The organism is Sphingorhabdus sp. Alg231-15 (genome assembly GCF_900149705.1).
GTDB lineage: Bacteria > Pseudomonadota > Alphaproteobacteria > Sphingomonadales > Sphingomonadaceae > Parasphingorhabdus.
Genome location: NZ_LT703001.1, coordinates 1,574,503 through 1,599,749, shown reverse-complemented (window position 1 = coordinate 1,599,749; position 25,247 = coordinate 1,574,503). Strand labels below are relative to the sequence as shown.

At 53.9% G+C, this 25,247-nt stretch carries 26 protein-coding genes; 7 read left to right on the top strand and 19 right to left on the bottom strand.

Annotated elements, in window-relative coordinates:
- Positions 1-7: 7 nt before the first annotated feature.
- Both DG177_RS07870 and DG177_RS07865 read right to left on the bottom strand, forming a co-directional pair.
- A complete protein-coding gene (locus tag DG177_RS07870) occupies positions 8-1,366 on the bottom strand; it encodes an MFS transporter (RefSeq protein ID WP_337658635.1) in 1,359 nt (452 codons plus the stop codon).
- Positions 1,367-1,372: 6 nt separating this feature from the next.
- Complete coding sequence (locus DG177_RS07865) at positions 1,373-1,738, bottom strand: antibiotic biosynthesis monooxygenase (RefSeq protein ID WP_108810978.1); 366 nt, start codon at positions 1,736-1,738, stop codon at positions 1,373-1,375.
- A 104-nt stretch (positions 1,739-1,842) separates the two neighbouring features.
- On the opposite strand from DG177_RS07865, the gene DG177_RS07860 reads away from it, so the two are divergent.
- From DG177_RS07860 to DG177_RS07850, 3 genes are all read left to right on the top strand, one after another.
- Positions 1,843-2,469 carry a methyltransferase domain-containing protein gene (locus DG177_RS07860; RefSeq protein WP_108810977.1) on the top strand — a complete coding sequence of 209 codons (627 nt, stop codon included), beginning with the start codon at positions 1,843-1,845 and terminating at the stop codon, positions 2,467-2,469.
- Between the two features lie 143 nt (positions 2,470-2,612).
- Positions 2,613-5,528 (top strand): insulinase family protein, encoded by a 2,916-nt coding sequence (locus tag DG177_RS07855; RefSeq protein ID WP_108810976.1) that lies wholly within the window; start codon positions 2,613-2,615, stop codon positions 5,526-5,528.
- A gap of 38 nt (positions 5,529-5,566) precedes the next feature.
- Positions 5,567-5,863: a hypothetical protein gene (locus tag DG177_RS07850; RefSeq protein WP_108810975.1), complete on the top strand. Its 297-nt coding sequence runs from the start codon at positions 5,567-5,569 to the stop codon at positions 5,861-5,863.
- Positions 5,864-5,936: 73 nt separating this feature from the next.
- On the opposite strand, the gene pal is transcribed toward DG177_RS07850, so the two are convergent.
- The 15 genes from pal to DG177_RS07775 all read right to left on the bottom strand — a co-directional run bounded on the left by pal (position 5,937) and on the right by DG177_RS07775 (position 16,412).
- Positions 5,937-6,446 carry a peptidoglycan-associated lipoprotein Pal gene (pal, locus tag DG177_RS07845; RefSeq protein WP_108810974.1) on the bottom strand — a complete coding sequence of 170 codons (510 nt, stop codon included), beginning with the start codon at positions 6,444-6,446 and terminating at the stop codon, positions 5,937-5,939.
- Positions 6,447-6,537: 91 nt separating this feature from the next.
- Positions 6,538-7,878, bottom strand: a complete 1,341-nt coding sequence (tolB, locus tag DG177_RS07840) for a Tol-Pal system beta propeller repeat protein TolB (protein WP_108810973.1) — start codon at positions 7,876-7,878, stop codon at positions 6,538-6,540.
- A gap of 22 nt (positions 7,879-7,900) precedes the next feature.
- On the bottom strand, positions 7,901-8,647 hold the full coding sequence (locus DG177_RS07835) for a cell envelope biogenesis protein TolA (RefSeq protein ID WP_108810972.1): 747 nt from the start codon (positions 8,645-8,647) through the stop codon (positions 7,901-7,903).
- A 21-nt stretch (positions 8,648-8,668) separates the two neighbouring features.
- Positions 8,669-9,109, bottom strand: coding sequence for a protein TolR (tolR, locus tag DG177_RS07830; protein ID WP_108810971.1), 441 nt, complete (start codon positions 9,107-9,109; stop codon positions 8,669-8,671).
- 3 nt (positions 9,110-9,112) lie between these two features.
- On the bottom strand, positions 9,113-9,811 hold the full coding sequence (gene tolQ / locus DG177_RS07825) for a protein TolQ (protein ID WP_108810970.1): 699 nt from the start codon (positions 9,809-9,811) through the stop codon (positions 9,113-9,115).
- A 12-nt stretch (positions 9,812-9,823) separates the two neighbouring features.
- Complete coding sequence (locus DG177_RS07820) at positions 9,824-10,312, bottom strand: YbgC/FadM family acyl-CoA thioesterase (protein ID WP_108810969.1); 489 nt, start codon at positions 10,310-10,312, stop codon at positions 9,824-9,826.
- 94 nt (positions 10,313-10,406) lie between these two features.
- Positions 10,407-10,907, bottom strand: a complete 501-nt coding sequence (locus tag DG177_RS07815; RefSeq protein ID WP_108810968.1) for an SRPBCC domain-containing protein — start codon at positions 10,905-10,907, stop codon at positions 10,407-10,409.
- Positions 10,900-11,238 (bottom strand): helix-turn-helix domain-containing protein, encoded by a 339-nt coding sequence (locus DG177_RS07810; protein ID WP_108810967.1) that lies wholly within the window; start codon positions 11,236-11,238, stop codon positions 10,900-10,902. The genes DG177_RS07815 and DG177_RS07810 overlap by 8 nt, the downstream gene beginning before the upstream one ends.
- Positions 11,239-11,530: 292 nt before the next feature.
- Entirely contained in the window at positions 11,531-12,124 is a 594-nt protein-coding gene (locus DG177_RS07805) for a hypothetical protein (protein WP_108810966.1), read from the bottom strand.
- Entirely contained in the window at positions 12,121-12,468 is a 348-nt protein-coding gene (locus DG177_RS07800) for a TraR/DksA C4-type zinc finger protein (protein WP_108810965.1), read from the bottom strand. Before DG177_RS07800 ends, DG177_RS07805 begins: the two co-directional genes overlap by 4 nt.
- A gap of 5 nt (positions 12,469-12,473) precedes the next feature.
- A complete protein-coding gene (locus DG177_RS07795; RefSeq protein ID WP_337658634.1) occupies positions 12,474-13,811 on the bottom strand; it encodes an amidohydrolase in 1,338 nt (445 codons plus the stop codon).
- A gap of 28 nt (positions 13,812-13,839) precedes the next feature.
- Complete coding sequence (locus DG177_RS07790; RefSeq protein ID WP_108810963.1) at positions 13,840-14,232, bottom strand: VOC family protein; 393 nt, start codon at positions 14,230-14,232, stop codon at positions 13,840-13,842.
- A 4-nt stretch (positions 14,233-14,236) separates the two neighbouring features.
- Entirely contained in the window at positions 14,237-14,620 is a 384-nt protein-coding gene (locus tag DG177_RS07785) for a VOC family protein (RefSeq protein ID WP_108810962.1), read from the bottom strand.
- A 63-nt stretch (positions 14,621-14,683) separates the two neighbouring features.
- Positions 14,684-15,805: a serine hydrolase gene (locus tag DG177_RS07780; RefSeq protein WP_108810961.1), complete on the bottom strand. Its 1,122-nt coding sequence runs from the start codon at positions 15,803-15,805 to the stop codon at positions 14,684-14,686.
- A gap of 67 nt (positions 15,806-15,872) precedes the next feature.
- On the bottom strand, positions 15,873-16,412 hold the full coding sequence (locus DG177_RS07775; protein ID WP_337658633.1) for a DUF3617 domain-containing protein: 540 nt from the start codon (positions 16,410-16,412) through the stop codon (positions 15,873-15,875).
- 152 nt (positions 16,413-16,564) lie between these two features.
- Between DG177_RS07775 and uvrB the strand changes: the two genes are divergently transcribed.
- From uvrB to DG177_RS07760, 3 genes are all read left to right on the top strand, one after another.
- On the top strand, positions 16,565-18,742 hold the full coding sequence (gene uvrB, locus DG177_RS07770; protein ID WP_108810959.1) for an excinuclease ABC subunit UvrB: 2,178 nt from the start codon (positions 16,565-16,567) through the stop codon (positions 18,740-18,742).
- Positions 18,743-18,883: 141 nt separating this feature from the next.
- Positions 18,884-19,684: a class I SAM-dependent methyltransferase gene (locus DG177_RS07765; RefSeq protein WP_108810958.1), complete on the top strand. Its 801-nt coding sequence runs from the start codon at positions 18,884-18,886 to the stop codon at positions 19,682-19,684.
- Between the two features lie 327 nt (positions 19,685-20,011).
- Entirely contained in the window at positions 20,012-20,404 is a 393-nt protein-coding gene (locus tag DG177_RS07760; RefSeq protein ID WP_337658632.1) for a hypothetical protein, read from the top strand.
- Between the two features lie 254 nt (positions 20,405-20,658).
- Here DG177_RS07760 and DG177_RS07755 read toward each other — a convergent pair whose 3' ends face one another.
- Together DG177_RS07755 and DG177_RS07750 are read right to left on the bottom strand one after the other, a co-directional pair.
- On the bottom strand, positions 20,659-21,279 hold the full coding sequence (locus DG177_RS07755) for a redoxin domain-containing protein (protein ID WP_337658631.1): 621 nt from the start codon (positions 21,277-21,279) through the stop codon (positions 20,659-20,661).
- Positions 21,280-21,295: 16 nt separating this feature from the next.
- Positions 21,296-23,467, bottom strand: coding sequence for a protein-disulfide reductase DsbD domain-containing protein (locus tag DG177_RS07750; RefSeq protein ID WP_108810956.1), 2,172 nt, complete (start codon positions 23,465-23,467; stop codon positions 21,296-21,298).
- 78 nt (positions 23,468-23,545) lie between these two features.
- Between DG177_RS07750 and DG177_RS07745 the strand changes: the two genes are divergently transcribed.
- A complete protein-coding gene (locus DG177_RS07745) occupies positions 23,546-25,246 on the top strand; it encodes an alkaline phosphatase family protein (protein WP_337658630.1) in 1,701 nt (566 codons plus the stop codon).
- Position 25,247 lies beyond the last annotated feature (1 nt).

Genomic DNA, 25,247 nt, shown 5'->3' with positions numbered 1-25,247 from the left:
AGATTGCCTATTGGTGCAGGTTGGTGTTCTCATCCAACTTGAGCGTTTTGACACCCCAGCCGAAAATGAACAGGCACATGGTTACTGCGATCCAGAACGGCAACGCGCTGACATAGGTATAAAGCAACACACCCAGCGCCGGTGAGGCGATGAAGGCCATGCCGTTCACAGATGCAACAATGCCTGCGACTCCATTTTGTTCGGATCGGTCAACGGCTAGCGAGGCACCGGCGGTGAAGCCCGGGCGGAAAAGGCCAAAGCCGAGCGAGCTGACCGCGAATCCGATAATGATGCCGTAAAGATCGCCTGACACGCCGATGATCAGACAACCGACCCCTGCCAGCAACATGCCCCACAATACCGAGGATCGCGGTCCCATCTGTAACAGGGGGATCAATCCCCATTGCGCCAATAACGTCGCAGCCGCGCCGGACATCAACACGATACCGGTCATTTCAATCGCGGTTGTTGGGTCGTCTCTAAGACCCAGCCGATCGAGGACCAGAAAGCCGATGACACCCAAGATGATGGCGTGGGCGTTGCCACCCATTATGCCGGTGATCAGCCACGGTTTGATGCGCTGGTCACCCCAGCGCAGTCGTGGCGGCAAGCTATCGGGGGCTGGCGTGCCTGTTGGCTGGTCGTCATGGCCATCATCTTTCAGGCTGCCCGAAGATGGTGCGGCACTATAGGGTTCCGAGGTCACGACACCGCGCGCTTCAAAGCCGGGATCATCATTGGGCAGCTTGAGAGCCAGTGCAATCATCACTAATATCCCTATGAACGCAAAGGCGAACATTGGGCTCGACAAGCCCAAGACAGGCAGGATCAGCAAAGGTGCAATGGCTGGACCGACAATCGTGCCGAGACCAAAGGATGAAGCAATCAGCGACAGCGCTTTCGTGCGATCTGCGCGTGGGGTACGCGCTGCGACATAGGCCTGAACCGCAGGTGGAGCGGCGGACCCTAACCCGCCATAAAGGCTTCGGAATATCGCGAATAATATAAAGGTCCAAAGCGCGCTATACCATCCCAGCAGACCCAGGAATAGCGCCAGACCAGCCAAGGCCATCGATGCCGTAAAGCCAATCATGCCCAGTCGCATCAACGCTTTGCGACCGCGATGATCGGACAGACGGGCCCATTTGGGCGCGGTATAGACCCATAGCAGGGCCGACCAGCTAAATGCAGCGCTGACCCAGAAGTCAGGAATTTCCAGTTGGGTTCCGATGGTTGGCAATATCGATTGCATCGCCGTGTTGCCCGAAGCCGTGACAAGCATCACCGCAAACAGTACCGTCATGCGGGTGCTGTCTATCTGTTTGTGCTTTTTCGTAGCAAGGGGCGGAACGGAAGAATCAGCCATAGGCTCCTATGGCATCCTCTTTTTGCGGTTCCCAGATTTTTTCCCGTCATCAGATTTGTCCCAGTCATAGCTGCGCTCAACCTGGGCGACGTGGAGGGTGTAACTCTCATACCATTTACCCCGGCCCTGTTCGCGAATGGCGGTGTGAACCGGATGATCGCGCCATGCCTTGGCCGCGGCATCATTTGCCCAATAGCTCACGGTAATGCCCAGGCCATTTTCTGATCGCACGCTATCTTGTCCCAGATAGCCAGATTGTTGCGCGGCGAGATCGCTCATGATGGTTGCCGCAGCGGCATAGGCCTCTTCATCATCCGCAGTGCGCTGAGCGCAAAAGATCACGGCGATACTTCCAGGTGGATGCAAAATCATTTTGCTCTTTTAGTCCTCTCTTCGCCTCGGACAAGCGCGAAGATGTTTGTATGTGTCACTGTTATGGCTTAATAAGACAGCGGGATGATAATAGGAGAGCTTGATTGACCAACAGCCTTGCAAAAACACCATTATGGGCCCGAATCAAGCTACGCGCTGCGCGCACATTTGGCGCATGGGGCGTGTTCTTCAAAGGCTTTCTGAAGCATCCGGTAATGGTCGGTTCCATCATTCCTTCCTCGGCCGTAACTGTCAAAAAGATGCTTGAACCGGTCAACTGGAATGAATGTGAAGTGTTCGTTGAATATGGCCCTGGTATCGGTACGTTCTGTCGGCCGGTGCTGGAGCGCATGAAGCCCGACGCAACGTTGATCGTCATTGATCTTAATCCTGACTTTATCGATTATCTCAGCAAAACCATTCGTGACAGCCGCTTCTATCCGATTCATGGATCAGCAGCCGATGTGCAGCAGATCATCCGGGACCTTGGGCACGAAAAAGCGGACTATATCCTGTCCGGCCTGCCTTTTTCCACCTTGCCCAATCAGCTGGGTCCGAAAATCGCAAAGGAAACCTATAACGCTCTGCGTCCGGGCGGGGCTTTTCTGGTCTATCAGTTCGTGAAACGCGCGCGCGATTTCATGGCACCGCATTTTGACCGGATCGATAATGGTTATTCCATCTGGAACATATTGCCGTGCCATTTGTTCTGGGGCTGGAAAAAGAAATAGATTCTTTACGTAGTATTGTTTGTGCGTGTTGACGTTGGTCGATGCTGATCGACCGTTGATCGAAGATCAAACAGGACTTGCACGACAAGTCCGCATGCTCATAGTAGTTTCAAGATATACAAAATATTGAAGAGGATTTCCGGATGTCACGCTTCTCCCGCACTATTGCGCTTGCGCTTACCTCAACTGCTTTGGCTTTTGCCTCACCTGCTCTGGCCGACGATCACAAGTCCGCCAAGGCTGCACCAGTCAGTGAACTGGTTGACGCTGTCAACATTCCTTACGAGCGGTTTACCCTCGACAATGGACTGAAGGTGTTGGTTCACACCGACCGCAAGGCACCGATTGTGGCGGTTTCGATCTGGTACGGGGTTGGCTCAGCGCATGAACCGAAAGGCAAGACGGGCTATGCCCACTTGTTCGAACATATCATGTTCAATGGCTCCGAAAATGCGCCAGGTGACTATTTTGAGCCACTGCGGCAAATTGGTGCAACGGACCTGAACGGCACGACCTGGCTGGACCGCACCAATTATTTCCAGACAGTACCAAAATCTGCTCTCGACGTTGCGTTGTTTCTCGAAAGCGACCGGATGGGTCATTTGCTTGACGCGGTAACTCAGGAAAAGCTCGACAACCAGATCGGGGTTGTTTCCAACGAGAAACGGCAGGGGGACAACCGGCCCTATGGACTGGTCAGCTATCGCCAGACGGAATTGCTTTTCCCAGACGTGCATCCCTATGGTCACAGTACTATCGGGTCGCTGGAAGATCTTGAGGCTGCTTCGCTGGATGACATGAAGCAGTGGTTTATTGACCATTACGGACCGAATAACGCGATTTTGGTGCTCGCCGGGGATATTGATGCCGCTGCTGCCAAGCCGCTGGTGGAAAAATGGTTTGGTGCCATTCCAAAGGGCAAGCCCATTCCGGTGCTGAATCCGGAATTGCCGACTCTGGACGCACCAGTTTACGATGTAATGAAAGACAAAGTTGCAACCACGCGGATTTATCGCAACTGGGTGGTGCCAGGGCTCAATGATCCCGATTACACACCATTGGATGTCGGTATGACCGTATTGGGCGGGCTCGCCAGCTCGCGGCTCGACAATATCATGGTTCGCGAAGAGAAAAACGCAGTTGCTGTCTCGGCCTTTGTGCTGCCCTTCGTTCACGGCAGTGTGGTGCAGATTCAGGCGGACGTGAAGCCTGGCGAAGACGCCGATATGGTCGCGAAACGGCTGGATGAAATTATCGCTGATTTCATCGCAAACGGTCCGACCGAAGATGAAGTGCAACGGGTCGCGACCCGCGATGCGGCTGCACGAATTGCAGGACTTGAGCAAGTTGGCGGATTTAGCGGCAAAGCTACTGCATTGGCCCAGGGCGAGCTTTATTCCGATGATCCCAAATATTATAAGAAAGAACTGGAACGTCTGGCTTCTGCTACTCCAGCGTCGGTAACCGCAGCAATGAAGAAATGGCTGACACGGCCTGTTGTTGGTATCCGCGTGGTTCCGGGTGAGCGGGAAGCGTATCAGGAAGTGGAATCCGGCAAAGGCGCGCGGACCGGATCGCTGACCAGCCCGGCTTTCTATATGCAGGGCGACGACGATGATGTTCGAACGGTTACCGTTGACCGATCATCTCTCCCGCCCGTGGGAGAAATACCCAATGTTGATTTTCCGGATGTTGAAACCGCAACACTGTCTAACGGGATTAAAGTCTATTTTGCGCAGCGTGACGCGGTTCCGATGACTCGTGTTACCCTGTCATTTGATGCCGGGGCTGCCGCCGATCCGGCAGACAAGATTGGCCTACAAAATTTTACCACGGCGGTGATGGAGGAAGGCACGACCAGCCTGACCTCGGTCCAGATTGCTGAGCAGCAAGAGCGTTTGGGCGCTAATGTGAGCGTTGGCGGCGGGCGCGACCGGACGGATGTCAATCTGAGCGCGGTTAATCCTAATCTTGATGCATCGCTTGACCTGATGGCGGATATTGTCAAAAATCCTGCGTTCAAGACGGATGATATTGAGCGTATGCGGGTCCAGCAGCTAACCGCTATTGACCGCGAAGAGAGCAATCCGCGCAGCATCGCGACCAACGCCTTGCCACCGCTGATATTCGGTGATGCCCATCCATATGGGCGCGGTTTGTCTGGCAATGGCACGAAAGAATCGGTGGCAGCGATCACACGCAATGATCTGGCGAATTTTCATCAAAGCTGGATGCGTCCTGAAAATGCGACCATTTTCGCCGTAGGCCAGATTGATCAGCAAGCCTTGCTCGAAAAGCTCGAAATGCGCTTTGGCCAGTGGAAGCCTGATGGCCAACCGGCAGCCAGCAAAAATTTCGATGCGGCGGTTCCACCGGCTGAAGGCAAGATCGTGGTCATCCATCGTGCCAATAGCCCGCAATCGTTGATTCTGGCGGGACAGGTTCTTCCGTTCAAGGGCACAGATGATTTGTTGACGCTCAACGCCGCCAATGAAGTTCTCGGCGGCAATTTCCTCTCGCGGATCAACATGGATCTGCGTGAGACCAAAGGCTGGAGCTATGGTACGCGCAACTCCATATTGCGCGGGGAACATGATGTTCCTTACATCATGCGGGCACCGGTTCAGACCAATCAGACAGGTCCGGCTGTGGCTGCGATCATGAGTCAGGTGAAGGATTTCCTCGGCGACAATGGCGTCACTCAGGCCGAGCTGGAGCGGACCGTGAACGGCAATGTCCGCCAGCTGCCTGGTCAGTTCGAGCAGTCCCGCCGGGTGTTGGGACAGATGCAGGGTGATGTGATGTTCAAGCGACCGTCAAACTATGCGGAAACCGTTGCTGATCGCTACAAAGCGCTGTCAGCTGATGATCTCAACAAGGCGATGGCTGGTGCTATTGATCCCGACAAGTTTACTTGGGTGATTGTTGGCGACGCGGACAAGATCAAGACACAGTTGGAAGCGCTTGATATGCCGATCGAATATCGCGGCTATGAAGCTGGTAACACCGATGTTAGTAAGGCAGGCAGTTCCAATGATTCGGGTGTTGGCCAAGACTGACCTCCGGCTCAGAGCTAAGATTTAAAAAGGAGAATAATATGTCAATTGATGGTTCATATGATTGCGTAACCAAATCCCCGATGGGTGACCAAGCCTCTGTCGTGACGATTGTCACAAATGGCGATACGTTCACTGGCACCAACGAAGGCGCAATGGGGTCCATGGAACTGGAAGACGGCAAGGTAGACGGGAATACCCTGACATGGGTCATGAACATGACCGTACCAATGCCAATGAAATTGGAAGGCACGGCGACCATCGATGGCGATGCATTGACCGGTTCTGTCAATGCAGGTGCATTTGGTGAAATGGCAATGACCGGCACACGGAAATAAGCCATTGTCCAAGACATGAAAAAGGCCGCTGCCCAGTCGGGTTAGCGGCCTTTTCTATGTCTGTTTTCAGCGATTACTGAACAACAACGCTCACGGCACGGCGGTTTTGTGCCCATGCGGCTTCATTGGAACCCAACGCTTCTGGACGTTCTTTACCATAGCTGACCGTGGTCATCCGGGTGGGGCTGACCCCAAGGGATGCGAGATAGTTCTTCGCGGCATTGGCGCGGCGTTCGCCCAGCGCAAGGTTGTAATCGCGAGTGCCTCGCTCATCGGCATGGCCTTCAATGGTGATCCGCGCATTGGGATGCTGGGCCAGCCATTGGGCCTGACTCTGCAGGACGACCTGATCCTGTGAATCGACATTATAGCGATCAGTATCAAACAAGATCCGATCCGACATTGTATTAGCCAGGAAATCGCCCTGTGACCCCGGAGCATAGCCAGGACCAGCAGGCGGCGGCGGTGTCGTCGGCTCGCTTGTGCCAGCTGGTGCTGGTGGCAATTCTTCTGGCGCCTTTTTAGCGCAACCAGCCAGTATCAAGCTGGAGGTAATCAGGAGGGGGGTCGCATATTTTAACATATTTCTGCTCCTAGTCTTATTTGCCCTTGGGGGTAGTTATAACCGTTTTTCAGCTACTTGTCTCACTTTACTTGGAATTTTGTCGAACTTCTCAAGGTAGTAAAGGCCCCCATGCGGGATCTGAGCCGTCAACAGGGGTGGGCAATCGCCGTTCATTTCGGCCTGTCAGGTCAACCTGCCAAATGCCGGTTTTGCCGTTACCGCGAGAGGTTCTGAAAAACTGGATGATCCGGCCATTGGGCGCCCAGGTCGGGGCCTCGTCCTGCCAGCTATTGGTTAGCAAGCGTTGCCCGCCACCACTGGGGGTCATGACACCAACCCGGAAATTACCGGCAATTCTGGTGAAGGCGATCAGGTCACCGCGTGGACTCCACTCCGGCGTCGCAAAGCGTCCGCCGCCAAAGCTGATCCGCCGCTCATTGCCACCATTGGCACCCATGACATAAAGTTGCTGGCTGCCCGAACGGTCGCTTTCAAATACGATCCGGCTTCCATCAGGCGAAAAGCTGCCGCCAATGTCGATGCCAGGTGAGAAGGTTAGACGCTTGGATTCACCACCCTGCGAGGATACCTTGTAGATATCGGTGTTGCCGGCAATGGCCATTGAATAGAGTATCCACTTGCCATCGGGCGACCAGCGCGGTGCAAAGGTCGGATTGGTGCTCTGTGTAATCAGTTTCTGACGACCTGTTCCTATTTCATAAACATAGATACGGGGATTGCCGTCCAGGAAGCTGAGATAGACGATCCGCTTATAATCAGGTGAGAAGCGCGGGGTGAGGGCGGTCGCCTGGCCATTGGTGATGAACCGGTGGTTGGCGCCGTCACTGTCCATGATCGCCAGTCTTTTGCGGCGATTATCCTTGGGACCGGTTTCAGCAATATAGGCGATCCGGCTATCAAAAAAGGGTGATTCACCGGTCAGACGCGAATAGATGCTGTCGGCACATTTATGGGCTGCCCGTCGCCAATCCCGCGGTGCAACGACAAAGCCTTGCCGGGTCAGCTCGGTTTGCAATGCCACGTCATAAAGATAGCAACCGACGGTAAGCTTGCCATCACCATTGGTCCGCACAAAGCCCTGAATCAGGGCCGACGCATTGGTGCCATTCCAATAGGGAAATTGCGGTGATGTCACTTCGGCGAAGCTGATACCGCGAACCTGATTGCGACCTAAAGGTTTGAACAATCCGCTGGAACGCAGGTTGCTGACAATGACATCGCTGATCTTGTTGCCTAGTTCAGCCGTTGTACCAGCGGGCGTTTCCTGACTTCGCGGTGTGGGCAGGCCAGGCACAGCGATGGTCAATTCATCGGCGCCGACATTGTCGACATCTACAGTTAACTGGGCCTGCGCTGGCATGGCTAGCCCTGCCATGACCGTAAGGGCCATGAACCATGAACTGATGTGTTTAGCGGCTGTAATAGCCATATTACTCTCCTTCATTCCGAGCCTATATACCGAGGTATAGAACAGGTTCGATTACCTGCCACTCGCTATAGTATTTCTCGGGAAATGTTGTGTAGGGCGCGGCCAGTTTTACCGCCGCGATAGCGCGCTCTTTGTGAATAGCGGCTTGGGATCGATTGCCGGGCGTGATACCGCTTGTCGTGGCGCTCGGTGTGCCGACAATATTGCCGCTACGGTCTAGCCGCGCGGTGACCTTCGTCCGCAATTTTTCGGCATCAGCCCCGGTTGGCGGCTTCCATTGACGTTTGAGCTGTCGATAGAGTTCCTGTTGCAAGGACGCGACCGCTCTGGCTGAGGCCTTTTCGCCGGTAACATTCTGGTTGCGGCTAACCGACGACTGATCGGTGACACCTTTCAGGAAATCTTTGCCAAGACGAGATCCCTTTGGTTTCGGTTTATCCTTCGGCTTGGGTTTAGGCTTCGCAACTGGCTTTTGGCGTTGCGGTGTAGGTTTTATATCGGGAGCTGGTGTAAGTTCCGCGGGTTCCGGTTCACTTAAATCCGCCGGATCAGGATCACCCAATTCCGGGGCGACACTCGTTGCTGGTGGAATCAATGCAGGATTGGGCGAAGCGCTTTCCAGGCCGACTTCATCAGCGATCATGACTTCGATGGCTTTGGGCTTATAGGCTTCATCCGGCTGGGACAGCAAACTCAGCGAAAGCACGCCGAACAGGGCAATATGCCCGCCAGCAGCGACGCCTAAGCCAATTTTTTCAGCTCTTTCCATAACAGCCTGCAATACCTAATTTCACTCAGATGAACCTGTTGTGACTAATGACACCCGGTTCAGGCCCGCGCGATTAAGCTCACCCATAACCCCCATGATCAGACCGTAATCCAGTGTTTTGTCGCCGCGCAGCATGATCTGCCGAGGGTCTTCAGGGCTCTGATTTGCGGCAATTTCGTTTAAACGCGTTGCGAGAGCATTTCGGCTCATTTCGTCATCATCCAGATAAATCCGGCCGTCCTGGTCAATCGAAATCTGCACCGGTTCCTGGTCCTGCTCCAGCGCATTGGCCCGGCTTTCCGGTAGGTCCACCGGTACGCCTGCAACAAGCAGCGGGGCGGTGACCATGAAAATGATCAGCAGCACCAGCATGACATCAACAAACGGTGTGACGTTAATCTCAGACATCGGCGCGCGACCGCGAACGCGGCGGCCATTACCAGGGGCGAGGTTCATTGCCATCGCCTATTCTCCCAATTCCAGCTCGCGACTCAATGTCGCGTGAAAGCCGTCGGCAAAGCGGCCCATGCGGGCTTCCAGCTTGTTGAGCCGGTGTGAGAAGCGGTTATAGGCGATCACCGCAGGGATAGCGGCAAACAGGCCGATGGCGGTGGCAAACAACGCTTCAGCTATACCCGGCGCCACCACTGCGAGGGAGCTATTCTGTTCGGCAGCAATAGCCGAAAAACTGCGCATAATGCCCCAGACGGTGCCGAACAGGCCGACAAAGGGCGCTACGCTACCGACCGTGGCGAGGAAGTTTAATCGATCTGCAAGCCGATCAACCTCATGGGCGATGGTTGCGTTCATCGCAGTCGCCAAGCGTTGCCGCGTGCCATCCCGGTCAATCGGGCCGCGTGCGGTCGACCGCCGCCATTCGCGCATGCCAGAGGCCAGAACCTTGGCCATCGGGAGGTTCGACTTGCCATTATTCTCAAAAAATTTGTCAACATCGTCGGTTTTGGAGAAAGACTGTTCAAACCGTTCCGATTTCTTGGCAACCCGGCCTATTTTCATCGCAAAGCTGACAATGATGGTCCATGTCCAGACGCTGGCGAGCAGCAAGCCGATCATCACTGCTTTAACAATGATATCCGCCTGTATAAACAAGGCAAAAGGCGAAAATTCGCCGGATACGGCTTGGATGGGGAGACTGTCTAGCAAGGCTGTGTCCTCTTATTTTCTTTCAATATCATCGTCGGAACGGTCAATGACAGCCGCAAAGGCTTTCGTCCATGCCTCAGGCTGTCGCCTAGGCCGCCCTGCGGGCGTAAGGAAGGCTGCCTGAACGCTGGCTGACGCTATTTTTTCGTCTCCGCGCATGATGATCTGTTCGATGTGTACGCTGGCTTTGCGCAATTTGCTGACATGACTAATGACGAGCAGATTATCCTGAAATTTGGCTGGCGCAATATATTTGATGTGCATATCGACCACGGCATAGGCGCCATCATCGGCTTCAAACGCGGCGCGCTGGTCCATGCCCAACTGATGCAGCATGTCGGATCGCGCTCGTTCCATAAATTTCAGGTAGTTGGCGTGATACACAATGCCCGAAAAGTCCGTGTCTTCATAATAGACACGGCAGGCATAATAATGATGATAATCGCGAAACTCGCCTTCATGCGGCCTGATATCCGCCGGAAGATTGCTGATGGCATCCATCTTCAGGACATTAGTCGCCGGTTTTCAAAGGGGAAAGTGCTTATGGTTCCGTTCAGCGTAAAATTGAGTCTATTTGACGGCTAACCATCGGAAATCATTTCCAATCCTCTTCTGACATAGCTTTTCCGGTTTCCATCATGCTCTTGAGGTTGCTCAGAACGGCAGACCAACCCTCACGAACGCCAATGTCCATCGAAGAACCAGGTTCCAATTCGCTATGGGTTACAGTGAGTTTCGTATCAGGGCCCAGCGCAATTAATTCATAAGTCACACGCGACAGCTTGGCTGGTTGATCCGCTTCGGCTGCGAATGCCCAGCTCCAGACCATCTTATGTGGCGGATCAATTTCGATAATCTGACCTCTGACATCAACCTTGCCGCTGCTGCTGCCAACATGTTCCCAGCGTGATCCCTGTTTCCAGTCGGATTCATTATAATGCCCCCAATAGGCCTTGGTCATTTCGCGGTCGATCAGGCCGTTCCAGACTTTTTCCGCACTGGCGGCGATATAGATTGTGTAGACGAAATCCGGCGCGCATGGCTCTCCGGTCGAGGCACGGGTGGGGATGGTTTCAATGATGGAGGTGTCAGGCACGGCGTTTCTCCTGTTTTGGCTTTTGGTCTTCTTCTATTTGATCCTTGAAATCGGTTAGTGCGGCAATCCGGGCATCTTCAAACTTGCCGACCCAGCGGTGAACAATATCGCCGAGCGGAACGGGGTTGAGATAATGGAGTTTGGTCCGGCCCTGCCAATGGACGGAGACCAGATTGGCTTTCTGCAAAATCCCGAGATGCTTCGCCACGCCCTGACGGGACATAGGGAAGCCTTGGCAAAGGTCATTAAGGCTCTGCCCACCTTTTTCAAACAGGCGGTCGAGAAGCAGGCGGCGCGACTCATCGGCAAGGGCGTGGAACACATCAGTCATGTTTGTAATTATGCAACCATATAGTTGCATGTCAAGATATTTGTTCCGCGAGGTAGATGCCCACGCCGGATTCAGCGGTCACAGGCTTTCCTACATTGCCCGGAAAAGCTATACTTACTGCTGCTCTTTCTCAGTTTTGAATATCAGTCCTACACATTACCATCTTCGGCAAACCTCTCCACGAAAGGGGGTGTAATATGTGTGAACTTTGGCTGCGAATGACGTCGTGAAAACAGCTCAAAGGACCCTATAATAAACGCAGCACGCGAGATAGATTCCTTTGGGTCAGTCTTTAATGCTTTTCGAGGGGCTTGCGCCATTTGGCATAGAGCCGAATGATTAGTGCTACGAACAACAAGCCGGAACCAACAATGCCGACATGATTTAGTTCCGGATCGGTCAGTCGTCCGAGATAGGTAAAAACATAGATAAACCAGATATAATGGATTCCAAAAACATGAAGCCGTTTCCAGTTTTTGCCCAAAAGTTTCATTGACCAGTTGTTGGACGTCAATGCCATTACATAGATCATGAAATAGGCAAGTCCGCCGCCTAATATCGTAATTAAATCTGGCGGGGTTTTCGCGATGACCAGATAATAGATCAGTGCCGCCAGATGCACGCTATGTGTCCATGCAAAGGCCAGTCCCCATTGTCGCCTCCGCCGCATCAGGATTTTGGTTAGGTCATTTTTGGACAGTTGGAAAAGTGTCGAGGCGAGGTAGGCGGTCAGAAATACAGGCACACCCACTCGCGACGTCCAGCGTGCAGAAAGCTGTGCGCCTTGGATATGCTCTGTTCCCGTGATGAAGCCCGCTCCAACCGCACCGATGCTGAGAAGCAGGCCGATAAGAAGCGGTGTCCAACGAGATGCCAATAAACTCATGACGCGCAACCTATGCATAGCGCCGCAGCCGGATCAATCTCGAGGCGCTTGTAGGCAATGGGATCGCCGCATTCGGCACACCATCCATATTCGCACTCCTCGATACGTTTCAGCGCGATGTCGATCCGCGCCAGATCATTGACCCGCCGACGCGCCTCAGCCTGTGCCATTTCCTGCTGCTGCATGGCGTCCATCCGCGACAGGCGGCCGACGCTTTGCTGGTCAAGCTCTACCGTATCGCTCCAACCCGCTGCTTCTTCATCCAGCGCTTTGAGTTCTGTCTGGCGTTCGAGCAAAAGACTTTTCAAGGCCGCGATCTGGATGTCAGAAAGATCGTCTGCCATCGACGTTACTCGGTTTTTGGGGCAAGCAAATCCAACGCGGCGGCGGTCATGGCTTCGGTTCCTAGCGTCACCGACTCTCGCGGTGCGACCTTGAAGAAGGGCGAGTGATGGGATGGCACTGGTGCGCCGCCAGCATCTTCACGGTCAAAGTCCACCTGCGGCGTACCGCCAACGCTAAAATACACGCCCGGGACATCGGTATTGGGGGCAACAAAATAGGCAAAATCCTCTGCGCCCATGCCTTCGCGCGGCTGATCGTCAAAGACATCTGCTCCGAAACGCTCTGAAAACAGGCCTCTGATCCGCCGTGACAATGTCGCATCATTATAAGTGGCCGGTGTCCGCTCATGGGAGATCTTGACCTCTGGCAGCTTATCCTCGGGCAGGCCATTCATCCGCCCGACATTTTCGGCGATACGCTTGATGCCCTCGAGCAATTTCTCACGGGTCTCCTGATCATCCGACCGGACGGTAAGTTGCATGGTCGCTTTATCGGAAATGATGTTGTGCTTAAACCCGCTGTTAAACGCACCGACCGTCACGACGGCGGGTTTCAGAGGCGCAATTTCCCGGCTGACGATGGTTTGCAGGTTCATGATGATTTGCGCGCCCATCACAATCGGGTCCTTGCCTCGATGCGGTGATGCGCCATGCGCGCCGACCCCGTGCACGGTAATGTCGACACTGTCGGACGAGGAATAGGTGATGCCTTCCTTAAGTGCCATCTTACCGGTCGGCGTGTCAGCCGAAACGTGAAAAGCCATCGCAAAATCCGGCTTGGGAAAACGGCTGTAAAGGCCATCGTCCATCATCAGTTTCGCGCCGCCAATGCGCTCTTCGGCAGGCTGCGCGATCAAGACAATTGTACCACGCCACTGGTCTTTCATTGCCGACAAACGCCGTGCTGTGCCGATCAGCGAAGTAATATGCACGTCATGACCGCAAGCGTGCATGACCGGCTTTTCCTCGCCATCAATACTGACCTGGGTGACGGTGGACATATAGTCCAGCCCGCTATCCTCAACGAGTGGCAGGCCGTCCATATCGGCGCGCAGCATCAGTGTCGGGCCTTCACCATTTTTCATGACCGCGACGACACCAGTGCCACCGACTTTCTCTGTGACATCCCATCCCACCGCGCGCCACTCCTTGGCAATGATGCCGGCGGTGCGGACTTCCTTGTAGGAGAGTTCGGGGTTGCGATGAAAATCCACAAACAAAGCTTCGAGCTTGGCGTCATAATCCGCAGCAACAGCCTTTGCGAGATCGCTCGATTGGGCAGCCGCCGGCACGCCAGATAGAAGAACGCCGCCTGCTACCAGACCCAGAATCAGATGTTTCAAGATATTTCTCCCCGTGAAGTTTCTCTCCTTATGCAGGCCCAACTCGGAAAGCGCAAAGCTTGTTGCCATCCGGATCACGGAAATAGGCTGCATAGAAAGCCTGTGGACCTTCGTCGCCACGAACACCGGGGGCTCCTTCATCACTGCCGCCAAGCTCAATGGCTTTGCTATAGAAGCTGTCGATCTGGGAACGTTCTTCGAAAGGAATGGCGAGCATGTTGCCATTGCCCGGGACAGCCGCTTGACCATTATAGGGCTGGGTGATGGCCAGAGACGGAGCGCCCATTTCTGCGCCGTAGAGAGTGAAGCCACCTTCTTCGAGTTCCATCAATCGTTTTGCTCCAATTTCGCCAAGCAGCACATCATAAAAATCGCGGGCTTTCTCAACATTGTTGGTACCCAAAGTTGCATATCCAATCATGATCTCAACCTCCCATATTCATTTTGCAGACGCACAGCTTGTTGCCATCAAGATCGCGAAAATAGGCCCCATAAAAGACATCGGGCGCGCGCCATCCTGGTTCGCCTTCATCAACCGCACCCAGCTCCAGTGCCTTCGCATGCAGAGCATCAATCTGGTCCGTGTCATCAAAGGACAGAGCGACCATGGTGCCATTGCCGAAACAGGCTTCATTGCCGTCATAAGGATTGGTGATGCAGATCATCGGTTGTCCGGGCTTCTTGCCGTAAAACTGACCACCAAGCGGTGTCTGAAACAGCTTTTTGATATCGGTGCTTTCGAAAAGCTTGTCGTAAAACGCAACGGCTTTGTCTTTGTCGTTCGTGCCGAGCATGGTGTAAGCGATCATCTGTATTTCTCCTGATTGAGAACCGATTGAGGGTTTGTTGATTCGGTTTCGGAGTGAAACCTATCACTCACAGAAATAGATGCAATGACCTGACGGGTCATTTTCCGGAACCTGCGTCCGATAGAAAGCGGTGCCCTGTCCACGCACCGGATTGATCCACAGGCCGGATTTGAGAGAATAGGCTTCACCGCTATGGCCAAAGCGCATTTCTCCATCGCGAAAGGGATCGTCCCTGCAGGATGCCGGGCGCCCCGGAGCAGCGAGTATATGGACCGCCAGTCCATAAGCGCAGAAATAGCCATCTTCGCTCTCGCCATTGGTGCCATCATATTGCCAGGCGGGGCTGATCATTGTGGTAATGCTCTGAGTGCTGAGAAAGCTGCCATCGTTCCGCAGAAATATTTGACCGACCTTTGCAAGATCCTTGGCGGAGATGCGTAAACCGCCCTGAGGACTGAAAATCGAGCCGGTAACCCCCAGCTGATAGGATTGCAGATCACAGTTGCCCTTGCGGGTGGGAACAACGGAACAGGCTTCCCGGACACCGCGCAGATCATCCCGGGCAACATCGCCATTGGTTCGATAAAGCGTAACGGCAGCGGCAATTTTTTTGTCGCTGCACATTGTCCAGTTGAAACAGGCATCAAGTGCGAGTGGATCAAACAGCTCATCCTTCATAATCTGGTCAAACCGCTTGCCGGTGGCGGCCTCCATCACCGCAGCAACGACCGGAAAATTAAGATTGGCATAAGCGAAATACCGGCTTGGCTGATGATCATTGTCCCATGCCTTCGGGTCTTGCAGCTCGTCTTGTAGCCGCGCGTCCATTGGCAGCGCATAATTGATACCGTCACGCAAACCGGATTGATGGGAAAGCAACTGCTGCAAAGTGATCGGCACATCCGGGTAGCCGGGATGCCGCAAGGACCATCCCAGATAATCAGAAATGTCGCGATCCAGCTGCAACAGGCCTTGCTCGGTCAAACGCATGACACCGAGGCTCACAAAGAGCTTAGAAATCGACGCGATGCGAACTGGGTCATCAGGCATCAGCGCGCGGCCCGTCGTGCGATTGGACAGGCCCTGAATAGCGACTACGGATTCATCATCCGCGTTGAAATCGACCTTTACCGCTGCCGGCGGTCCGGCCCTCAATATGGGTTGAGCAGAAGCTGGTCCGGACATCCCAAAAAAAACGGAGCAATAGCACAGGGCCTTTGCTCCGTTTTTGAGTATGTTGAAAAACAACGGTCTAGCCTGCTGGGCAGCTACCAACCCGTTTGCCGTTATTCTTGGCAGTGATATTCATTTGCATGCCGCCAGCGCCACCATCCATGGTCATAGTCATTTCATAGCTGCTGGGACCATATTGGCCCTTCATGGCCATGTTCATCTCGCCAGGTGCGCCGACATTGGAGCATGACATCTCAGAATCAATTGCGCCGCCGCTCATATCAAATTTCTTGATCTTGCAGTCGGTCTGTTCCTGAGCGGCAAAAAATTCAGCGCCCGGGTTTTTTGCCTGCTCTTCGGTGATGCAGGTTTTCGATACTGTCTTCTGGCCTTTCATGCCATCAACCATCCCGGCAGGGGCACCTTCAGGCAGGCCTTCGATTTGCACATCGACAATCTCAACCGTGTTTTCCCATTCGCCGGGTTCCAGGGTGACTTCATTCATTTCCTTGGCAACTTCGTCTGCGGTGATTTCACCATCACCATCGGCATCTGCGCCATTGCTCGAACAGCCCGCGATTAACGCCACGGCGGCCGCCGATAAAAATATCTTCTTCACTTGGATTTCCCTCATCTATTTACTGAACCCTGATTTGCCATAACCGGATTGATCAGCGTTGTAAATTTGGGAAGTGTAACATCGTTAACAGTCCCATATGCAGGAACATATTGGGGGATGACAATGGACCCGTTTTGTTCCATATCGCTTGCATGGTAAAACTGGTCATCAGAGAGGGTTTGGCGGAACCTGAAACGGACGAGAATTTCATTCCCCATAAACCCGTGCGTCCCGACAAGTCCGAAGGCGGTAAAGCCTTTGAACTGGTTAGCGATTTTGAACCGTCCGGCGACCAGCCCGAGGCGATTCTGGAGCTGGTGGGAGGTATAAAGGGTGACGAATTGGACCAGGTACTGCTCGGCGTAACCGGGTCTGGCAAGACTTTCACAATGGCCAAGATTATCGAGCAAACCCAGCGTCCTGCGCTGATTTTAGCACCCAATAAGATTCTCGCTGCACAGCTTTACGGGGAGTTTAAAAGCTTTTTCCCCAATAATGCCGTCGAATATTTCGTCAGCTATTATGACTATTATCAGCCGGAAGCCTATGTCGCGCGGTCAGATACCTATATTGAGAAAGAAAGCTCGGTAAACGAAGCGATTGACAGGATGCGCCACAGTGCGACCCGGTCGCTGCTGGAGCGGGATGATGTGATTATCGTCGCGTCAGTATCCTGTCTCTATGGTATTGGCTCGGTCGAAACCTATTCGGCGATGATCTTTGATCTCAAAAAAGAGCAAGCCGTGGATCAGCGTGATATCATCCGCAAGCTCGTGTCGCTTCAATATAAACGCAATGATCAGGCTTTTGCGCGTGGCAATTTCCGGGTGCGCGGCGACAATCTGGAAATTTTTCCGTCGCATTATGAGGACATGGCGTGGCGGATTTCCTTCTTTGGCGACGAGATTGAGGAGATTGTCGAATTTGATCCGCTGACGGGCAAGAAAGGGGCAAGCCTCAATCAGGTTCGGATTTTCGCCAATTCCCACTATGTGACGCCGGGGCCGACGATGAAACAGGCGATGGAAGCGATCAAGCTGGAACTCGGCGTGCGGCTTAAGGAGCTGGAGGTTGAGGGCAAGCTGCTGGAGCATCAGCGGCTGGAGCAACGCACAAATTTCGATCTGGAAATGATCGCGGCAACCGGCAGTTGCGCCGGTATCGAGAATTATTCCCGCTTTCTCACCGGCCGATTGCCCGGCGAACCACCACCGACGTTATTTGAGTATCTGCCTGACAATGCTTTGCTGTTTGTTGATGAGAGTCACCAGACGGTGCCGCAAATTGGTGCGATGTCCAAAGGCGATCACCGGCGCAAGATAACGCTTGCCGAATATGGCTTCCGGCTGCCGAGCTGTATCGACAACCGTCCCTTGCGGTTCAATGAATGGGACGCGATGCGGCCGCAGACCGTTAGCGTATCGGCGACACCCGGGTCATGGGAAATGGAGCAGACCGGCGGCGTATTTGCCGAACAGGTGATCCGCCCGACGGGACTGATTGACCCGCCGGTCGAGATAAAACCGGTTGAGGATCAGGTCGATGATCTGATCAATGAGTGCAAAAAGGTGGCGCAGCAAGGCTATCGCACCTTGGTCACGACATTGACCAAACGCATGGCGGAGGATTTGACCGAGTTCATGCATGAGGCGGGTTTGAAGGTTCGCTATATGCACAGCGATGTCGAAACTTTGGAGCGGATCGAACTGATCCGGGATTTGCGGCTTGGCGTTTATGATGTGCTGGTCGGGATCAACCTGCTCCGGGAAGGACTCGATATTCCCGAATGCGGACTGGTGGCGATACTGGACGCCGACAAGGAAGGCTTCCTGCGCTCTGAAACATCGCTGATCCAGACCATCGGCCGCGCGGCGCGTAATGTGGAGGGTCGGGTGATCCTCTATGCGGACCGGATCACAGGCTCGATGGAGCGGGCGCTGAATGAAACCGGACGGCGGCGGGAAAAGCAGGAGGCTTATAACCAGCTGCACGGGATCACGCCGACAACGATCAAGAAGAATATCGGTGATATTGTTGCTCATGTAGCGAGCAAGGACCAAGTCACCGTGCCGATTGATGACGAGACCGAGCATCTTGTCGGGCATAACCTGCGCAGCCATATTGAAAGCCTTGAAAAACGGATGCGTGATGCCGCGGCTGATCTTGAGTTTGAGGAAGCAGGACGGTTGCGCGATGAGATCCGCAAGCTCGAGGCTGATGAACTGGGATTACCTGCCGACCTGCAATTGGCCAAGCCGAAAGGCCGCGCTACCGAAGGCAAGCCGGGCACGCGCAAAATGCGATACGGCAAAACGCAGCGAAAATTCTAAGTAGCCGCTGCTTGGGTGACGAGCGGTGCTGGATCACTATTCTCGACCAACGACACTCGCTGATAGATCAACGACCAGTAATCAGCTTGAACAGCAAGCGGGCAAGGTTCATTCTGCGGCTATAGCAATCTGGGGAGAGATATGATGCAAGCAACTATACTTATGGCCTTAGCGAGTTCCGCTCTAGCATTTGGCGCGACCGCTTATGATGATCAGACATCCACCATTGCAATACAGGCGACTGGACAAAACGCGCCTGACCTGGCCGCAGCTGTTGCAGCGGCCGGACGGGATGAAGCTGATGTAAAACTGGATACCAGCCGTAAACCTTCTGAAACATTGGCTTTCATGGGTCTCGAAGCCGGTGATGCCGTCCTCGATATTTTTGCCGGTGGTGGCTATTATAGCGAACTCATGGGTGCAGCAGTTGGAGCAAACGGGTCCGTAACTGCGGTAAACCCGCCACAATTTGTATCGAGTGACGCGGCGAAAGCGAAATGGACGGGAATTACCACCCGGCAAACCGGCGTGTCCCTGGTGCCATCGCAATTGGGCGATTTTACACCAGAGCCGGACAGTTACGATTTCGCGATGATGCACCTCATCTACCATGATCTCTATTGGGAAAGCGAAAGATTCAAAATCCCGCGGATGGACCCTGCGGCATTTCTGACCAAGCTTTATGCGGGCATGAAACCAGGCGGTATTGTCGCTGTGATTGATCATGTTGGCAGCGCCGGAGACACAAGAACCGTCGTGGAGAAGACTCACCGGATCGATCCTGCCACGACCAAGGCTGATTTTGAAAAAGCCGGTTTTGTGCTGGAAGCGGAAAGCGATATGTTCGCCAACCCTGGAGACGATCTGGAGAAAAACGTCTTCGATCCATCGGTACGCGGAAAAACCAACCGCTTTGCGATGAAGTTTCGCAAGCCTGCCTGAACGCTTCCGCGAACGCCGGATTGGCGGTGCAATAGATCAGCAATAGACAATCAGGGCGAATCGATTCGCCCTGATTTTTGTGCAGCGCAGCATTTTTTGAACTACCCAATTGGCCTTTGCCGATTAAATTGCACATAATTGTAATATAATTTCAAAGTGTTACGAACAGTTACAATAGTTTACAAGACGGTTCATGCTCTGTTGGGCTAAAGAGTCCTACATAAGTTGCGTAGTTACGAGCTGACACGAAAAGTGAAAGATCGGCCAGAATGATGAGCCGCGGTCAGCATCTCGGTTTTGGACAGAGAGGTTCTTATGGAGCTTGTTGTGAACAACGATGAACAGATGAGAGCGGGCAAGGTTACCGCGCAGGCACAGTATAGCCGCGTGAATGCTGCCGAATTCGACTCTGCCGAACTGCGGGCTGGTCCAACTTTGGGCCAGGGCCTTTACCTGATTGTTTCGGGTCCAACACCAAGGCCAGATGCGAATATAAAGTTACTTCCGGTACTGGGCGATCCTGCGCCTGAATATCGGCAAATCGAGTTAGCGTGGGAAGCGCGCGCGGCAAATGATCATGACGTTTCAATAGACCGGGGTGGGTCTCTTGGGGCGGAACGTTATGAAAAATCAATGCCGCTTTCTGGCCTGTCAGGTACGAAGGGCATTGAACTTGTTGGCGCCAATGGCACCAAAAAGTTTAACCTGACGGGTCACTAGTTTGGCCGGCGGCGGCTTAGGGTCGCTTGCCGTCGGAACAAAGGCGGAGGACAGGTTTGTGTTGTGTATTAAACCTGTCCTCCGATCCTTTGATGATGTTTTGGAAATGCTGATTAGAGTTTAGGTCCGGCTATCCGTATTACGGGGGCTTTCAGGGGGTTTGTAAGCCGCCGGACTTTTGGGGGAGTAGGGCTGGCGCGCTGGTTGTGTATCGCGCGACGGCCCTACTTTTCTCTATATATCAACTGACCGCATCAGCTCCCATATTTGACGGAACAGCCATAGGGTCGCGACTGGGCGATGCTGACATTTTTGCCCGCCTTTATTTCCTTCAAAGCAGCGGTAACGTGATTGCGGGCGCCTTTGATATCGGCTTTGTTCGCCGTGGGCTTGTCATCAATACCACCTTGATAAACCAGCGTTCCAGACCCATCGACAATATACATGTGCGGTGTTGTCTTGGCAGCATAAGCCTTACCCACCACACCTTTGACATCGAGCAGATAATGGTCTGCGTTCAGGCCTTGCTCCTTGACGAGCTTTTGCGCCTCTGGTCCTTTCATATGCCCCTGTTTGCCCGCGGCACCACTGTTGATGGTGAGCCAGATGGCTCCCTGTTTGCGGGCGGCAGCCTGGGTAGCCTGCATATTGCCGCTATCATAATGTTTCATGACAAATGGACAGCCGGGATTGTGCCATTCGATGACCACGGTCTTGCCTCGGAAGCTGGACAGCTGAACGGTTTTTCCATGCATATCGGTTAGTTTGAAATCCTGGGCGATTGCACCATTTTTCTGTGCGGCGGCCAAGGGCATGGCCATGCCGACGGCGGCCACTGTGGTTATGGAAGTGATGGCAGATTTATAAAACATCATGATTTCCTTTTTTTGATCAATCAGCGTTGGCGGTTTGCAAGGGCTGTGTGACCAAGTCTGTCAACGTGCCGACGGTCAAAATTTGCGGCAATATGACAGGATCCTCGCCCGGCGCATAGTAGAGATAAAGCGGAACACCAGCACGGCCATGTTTCTCAAGGAACTTGCTGATCACCGGATCGGGGCGAGTCCAGTCCCCCATCAACACAGCGACATTGGCTGCGGCAAAGGCGTCGGCGGTTTCCTGACGCTGTACCGCTGCGGCCTCATTGGCTTTGCAGGTAATGCACCAGTCGGCTGTGAAATAGGCGAAAACCGGTTGATTGGACGCACGTAATTCGGTCAATCTAGCCTCGCTAAACGGTTCACTCGGCAAAGTGGCGGAGGACGCTGTCGCCACCCGTTGACTGTCCATAGCTTCATCGCTGGGCAAGAACATCACGCCGCCGATAATGGCCGCGATAATCGCTCCGCTGGTAAGAAACCCGCCTGATTGTCCTTTCAGTTGCTTGCCGCCGAACCACCAGAGGATCAACACCACAAGCAGCAGGAAGATCAGCGATAGCGCCAGTGCATCTTCGCCAATTTGCCTTCCCAGCAACCAGATAAGACCGATCGAAGTCAGGAACATCGGGATCGCCATGGCTTTGCGGAAGCTGTCCAGCCAAGCGCCCGGTTTTGGCAAGCGGTTGCGGATTGCCGGTACGAAGGCGATGAGCAGGAAGGGTAAGGCCAGCCCGACGCCAAGACCAGCAAAGATGATCAAGGCCGCGATGGGCGGCAAGATGATTGTTGCGCCCAGCGCAGCGGCCATGAAGGGTCCGGTGCAGGGGGTTGCAACGAAGGCTGCCAGAGCACCAGTCCAGAAGGAACCGGCGGCCCCATCCTTGTCGGCCAGTTTGTTGCCGAAATTGACATTGGGTAGTTCGAACAGGCCGGCGAGGTTAAATCCGATAGCAGTGACCAGGGCCAGTAGCCCGAATATGATCCGCGGATCCTGCAACTGGAACGCCCAACCGACTGCTGCTCCGCTCGCCCGCAGAGCCAGCAACAACGCGCCCAAGGCCGTTGCAACCACGACAACACCGGCGGTATAGGCCAGCGCGTCTCGCCGCACGATGCCTTGATCGCCGCCGGCTTTGGCAAGGCTGATCGCTTTCAGACTGAGGATAGGGAATACGCAAGGCATCAGATTGAGCAGCAGGCCGCCGACAACAGCGCCGCCCAATGCGATCAACAGCAGAGACGTTTTAGACTGGTCGCCACCACCGAGAAAATTTCCGTCATCTCCTCCGTTGCCGATTGGAACGCCGGACATTGTGACATCGCCAGCAGACGCTTTCAGCGAAAGACCCATGCTCGGACCGATTTTGAGCACGCCGGAGATGGCTTGCAGTGCATCACCGCGCGCAGCGGTTTCGATGATCAGCCTATCGCCGTCACGATTGATCTTTTGTGGTGCACCATAATCTACAATCCCATCTTCCTTGATAAAGAAATAGGGCTTTTCAACGTCGAGATTGGCGGGAAAAGGGATGGATAAGCGGAACAGGTCATCCTTGACGATGAAGGTTGCAGCACTGCCAAGCTGGCGCGGCAGAGCGTCGCGATAGTCATTAAACGCATTGTCGAGCGACACCGCAGCATCCGGGCCAACAACCTGCAAGTTGATTGATAGTTCATCTTGTTCGGGTACACAGACTTCATCGGTACAGGCCAGCCATTCGGATTTGACAGAGATTGGCAGCGGTCCCGGCTTGACCCTTTCTGAAACGACCAGATTGACAAGGACGGCATAGTCGCCCTTGTAAATATAGTTCATGATCCCGGAAATCAGTAGCGTGTCGGGCACCGGATATTGCGCTTTGCCAGCAGTCACGCCATCGGGGAGATTCCAGTCAAAACTCATGCCGATTCCGGCATCACCGGGATTTTCCCAATATCCGTGCCAGGTCGGTTTGGGAGTCATGACAAAGGCCAGCGTGACGCTTTGCCCCGCCTGTACCTGCTGCGATTCCGCGACCAGTGTGGCTGGCACGTTGAGCTCACGCTTGTTGAGGTCAACCTGCGCGCGGGCCGGACTCAGGCCGAGCAATGTCGTAAACAAAAGCGCCGCAAGCACTGTCTGAACGATTGTCCGGATATTCTGCGCTGACCAGATAGTCTGCGAAGAGCAATTAGATGTCATAAAAACTCACCATTTCGTATTTATCTAGGCTAATAGCGGCTCACTGGCCATAGCGGCTTTATATCATGGGGGTTATTCGTGCGCTTCATCAAATTTGTTACAAGTTTCATGGCTTTTACTGCAATTTCCAGCGCCGCCAATGCCGAACATCACAGCGAAGCGCAATCTGGTAAACCGAAGCTGGTTGTCGCCATCTCGGTCGACCAGTTTTCTGCCGATCTGTTCAGCGAATATCGCAGCACATTTGTCGGTGGTTTAAAGCGGCTTTCCAATGGTGCGGTATTCCCAGCAGGATATCAGGGCCATGCCGCGACCGAAACCTGTCCTGGCCATGCCACGATAATGACCGGTGTTCACCCCGGACGAGCAGGGATCATCGCCAATAACTGGATAGACTTGAGCGTGAAACGCGACGACAAGACCATCTATTGCGCAGAAGATCCGCGGATCGAGGGCACAAGCTTTGGAAGCATCACGGCTGCGACGCAGGGCGATTATGTCGCGTCAGCATGGCATTTGCTAGTTCCGACATTGGGAGAGCGCCTTAAGAAAGTCTCGTCAGGTTCCCGCAATATGGCAGTTTCCGGCAAAGATCGTTCGGCCTTGATGATGGGGGGCAACACGCCCGACATGGTGTTCTGGTGGCGGGGTGAAGGTTTTGAAACCAAGCAAGACGGTTTGTTGTTGCCGGCATTGCCGAAATATAATGCAGAGATAAGAGCGATGTTGGCCAAACCGCGCGCGCCGATCGCGGTCCCCGCCCATTGCGAGATCCGTAACCGTGCGATCCCCGTTGGCGCAGATAGGGTGGTTGGGACCTACCAGTTCCAGCGTCCGGAAAATGGTGCACCCCTATTCCGTGCTTCTCCCGATTTCGATGCGGCCATATTGGCGCTGGCAGAGAAAATGGTGAAGAATGAGCGGCTGGGCACGTTTGATTTTACAGATGTCCTGAGTATCGGTTTGTCTGCGACAGACTATGTCGGGCATGCTTTCGGCACCGGCGGGGTTGAAATGTGTATCAACCTGTCTGAGTTGGACAGGAATCTGGGCAATTTCTTCGATAGTCTGGATAAGATGGATCGCGACTATTTGGTCGTGCTCACGGCCGACCATGGTGGCCATGATTTGCCAGAACGATTGATCAAGCAAAGTGTATCGGAAGCGCAGCGGATTGATCCAAAACTGACCGCCAAAGAAATTGGAGAGCAGGTGAAAACAGAGTTGAATATTGAGATGAACGAACCGCTACTTTATGCAGACAGTCCGCTTGGTGACGTTTACATCAGCAAGACACTGACTGAGGCTCAACGTGATGATGTCAAGTTGGCCGCAATGCGTATCTATTGGGAGCACCCTCAGGTCCACCAAGTAATTGATGGCGAAGTTCTCATGCCAAACACTGAACCTGTTCTTCCCGGATTCCGCGAGTCATCAAGAAGACCGGTCGAAGAATGGACCATGACTGAGCGGGCGCGGGCGTCTTATCACCCTGACCGGTCAGGCGACTTTATCGTGCTGCTGAAAAAATCCGTGACGCCAATCGCAGAAGCCATGCGCGGCTATGTCGCAACCCATGGCAGTCCGTGGGATTATGACCGTCGTGTGCCGATCCTGTTTTGGCGCAAGGGGATGGAGCATTTTGAGCAGCCACTATCCGTGCAAACCGTAGATATTGCACCGACCTTGGCGGCGGCTATCGGTCTTGAGGTGCCAGAAGGCGAATTTGATGGCCGCTGTTTGGATCTGGATGGCGGGCCGGAAGATAGCTGCCAGTAAG

Coding starts and splice junctions, on each gene's coding strand:
- DG177_RS07870 (WP_337658635.1), bottom strand. CDS start 1,366: ATGGCTGATTCTTCCGTTCCGCCCCTTGCTACGAAAAAGCACAAACAG.
- DG177_RS07865 (WP_108810978.1), bottom strand. CDS start 1,738: ATGATTTTGCATCCACCTGGAAGTATCGCCGTGATCTTTTGCGCTCAG.
- DG177_RS07855 (WP_108810976.1), top strand. CDS start 2,613: ATGTCACGCTTCTCCCGCACTATTGCGCTTGCGCTTACCTCAACTGCT.
- DG177_RS07850 (WP_108810975.1), top strand. CDS start 5,567: ATGTCAATTGATGGTTCATATGATTGCGTAACCAAATCCCCGATGGGT.
- pal (WP_108810974.1), bottom strand. CDS start 6,446: ATGTTAAAATATGCGACCCCCCTCCTGATTACCTCCAGCTTGATACTG.
- tolB (WP_108810973.1), bottom strand. CDS start 7,878: ATGGCTATTACAGCCGCTAAACACATCAGTTCATGGTTCATGGCCCTT.
- DG177_RS07835 (WP_108810972.1), bottom strand. CDS start 8,647: ATGGAAAGAGCTGAAAAAATTGGCTTAGGCGTCGCTGCTGGCGGGCAT.
- tolR (WP_108810971.1), bottom strand. CDS start 9,109: ATGGCAATGAACCTCGCCCCTGGTAATGGCCGCCGCGTTCGCGGTCGC.
- DG177_RS07820 (WP_108810969.1), bottom strand. CDS start 10,312: ATGGATGCCATCAGCAATCTTCCGGCGGATATCAGGCCGCATGAAGGC.
- DG177_RS07810 (WP_108810967.1), bottom strand. CDS start 11,238: ATGACTGATGTGTTCCACGCCCTTGCCGATGAGTCGCGCCGCCTGCTT.
- DG177_RS07805 (WP_108810966.1), bottom strand. CDS start 12,124: ATGAGTTTATTGGCATCTCGTTGGACACCGCTTCTTATCGGCCTGCTT.
- DG177_RS07800 (WP_108810965.1), bottom strand. CDS start 12,468: ATGGCAGACGATCTTTCTGACATCCAGATCGCGGCCTTGAAAAGTCTT.
- DG177_RS07790 (WP_108810963.1), bottom strand. CDS start 14,232: ATGATTGGATATGCAACTTTGGGTACCAACAATGTTGAGAAAGCCCGC.
- DG177_RS07785 (WP_108810962.1), bottom strand. CDS start 14,620: ATGATCGCTTACACCATGCTCGGCACGAACGACAAAGACAAAGCCGTT.
- DG177_RS07780 (WP_108810961.1), bottom strand. CDS start 15,805: ATGTCCGGACCAGCTTCTGCTCAACCCATATTGAGGGCCGGACCGCCG.
- uvrB (WP_108810959.1), top strand. CDS start 16,565: ATGGTAAAACTGGTCATCAGAGAGGGTTTGGCGGAACCTGAAACGGAC.
- DG177_RS07765 (WP_108810958.1), top strand. CDS start 18,884: ATGATGCAAGCAACTATACTTATGGCCTTAGCGAGTTCCGCTCTAGCA.
- DG177_RS07755 (WP_337658631.1), bottom strand. CDS start 21,279: ATGATGTTTTATAAATCTGCCATCACTTCCATAACCACAGTGGCCGCC.
- DG177_RS07750 (WP_108810956.1), bottom strand. CDS start 23,467: ATGACATCTAATTGCTCTTCGCAGACTATCTGGTCAGCGCAGAATATC.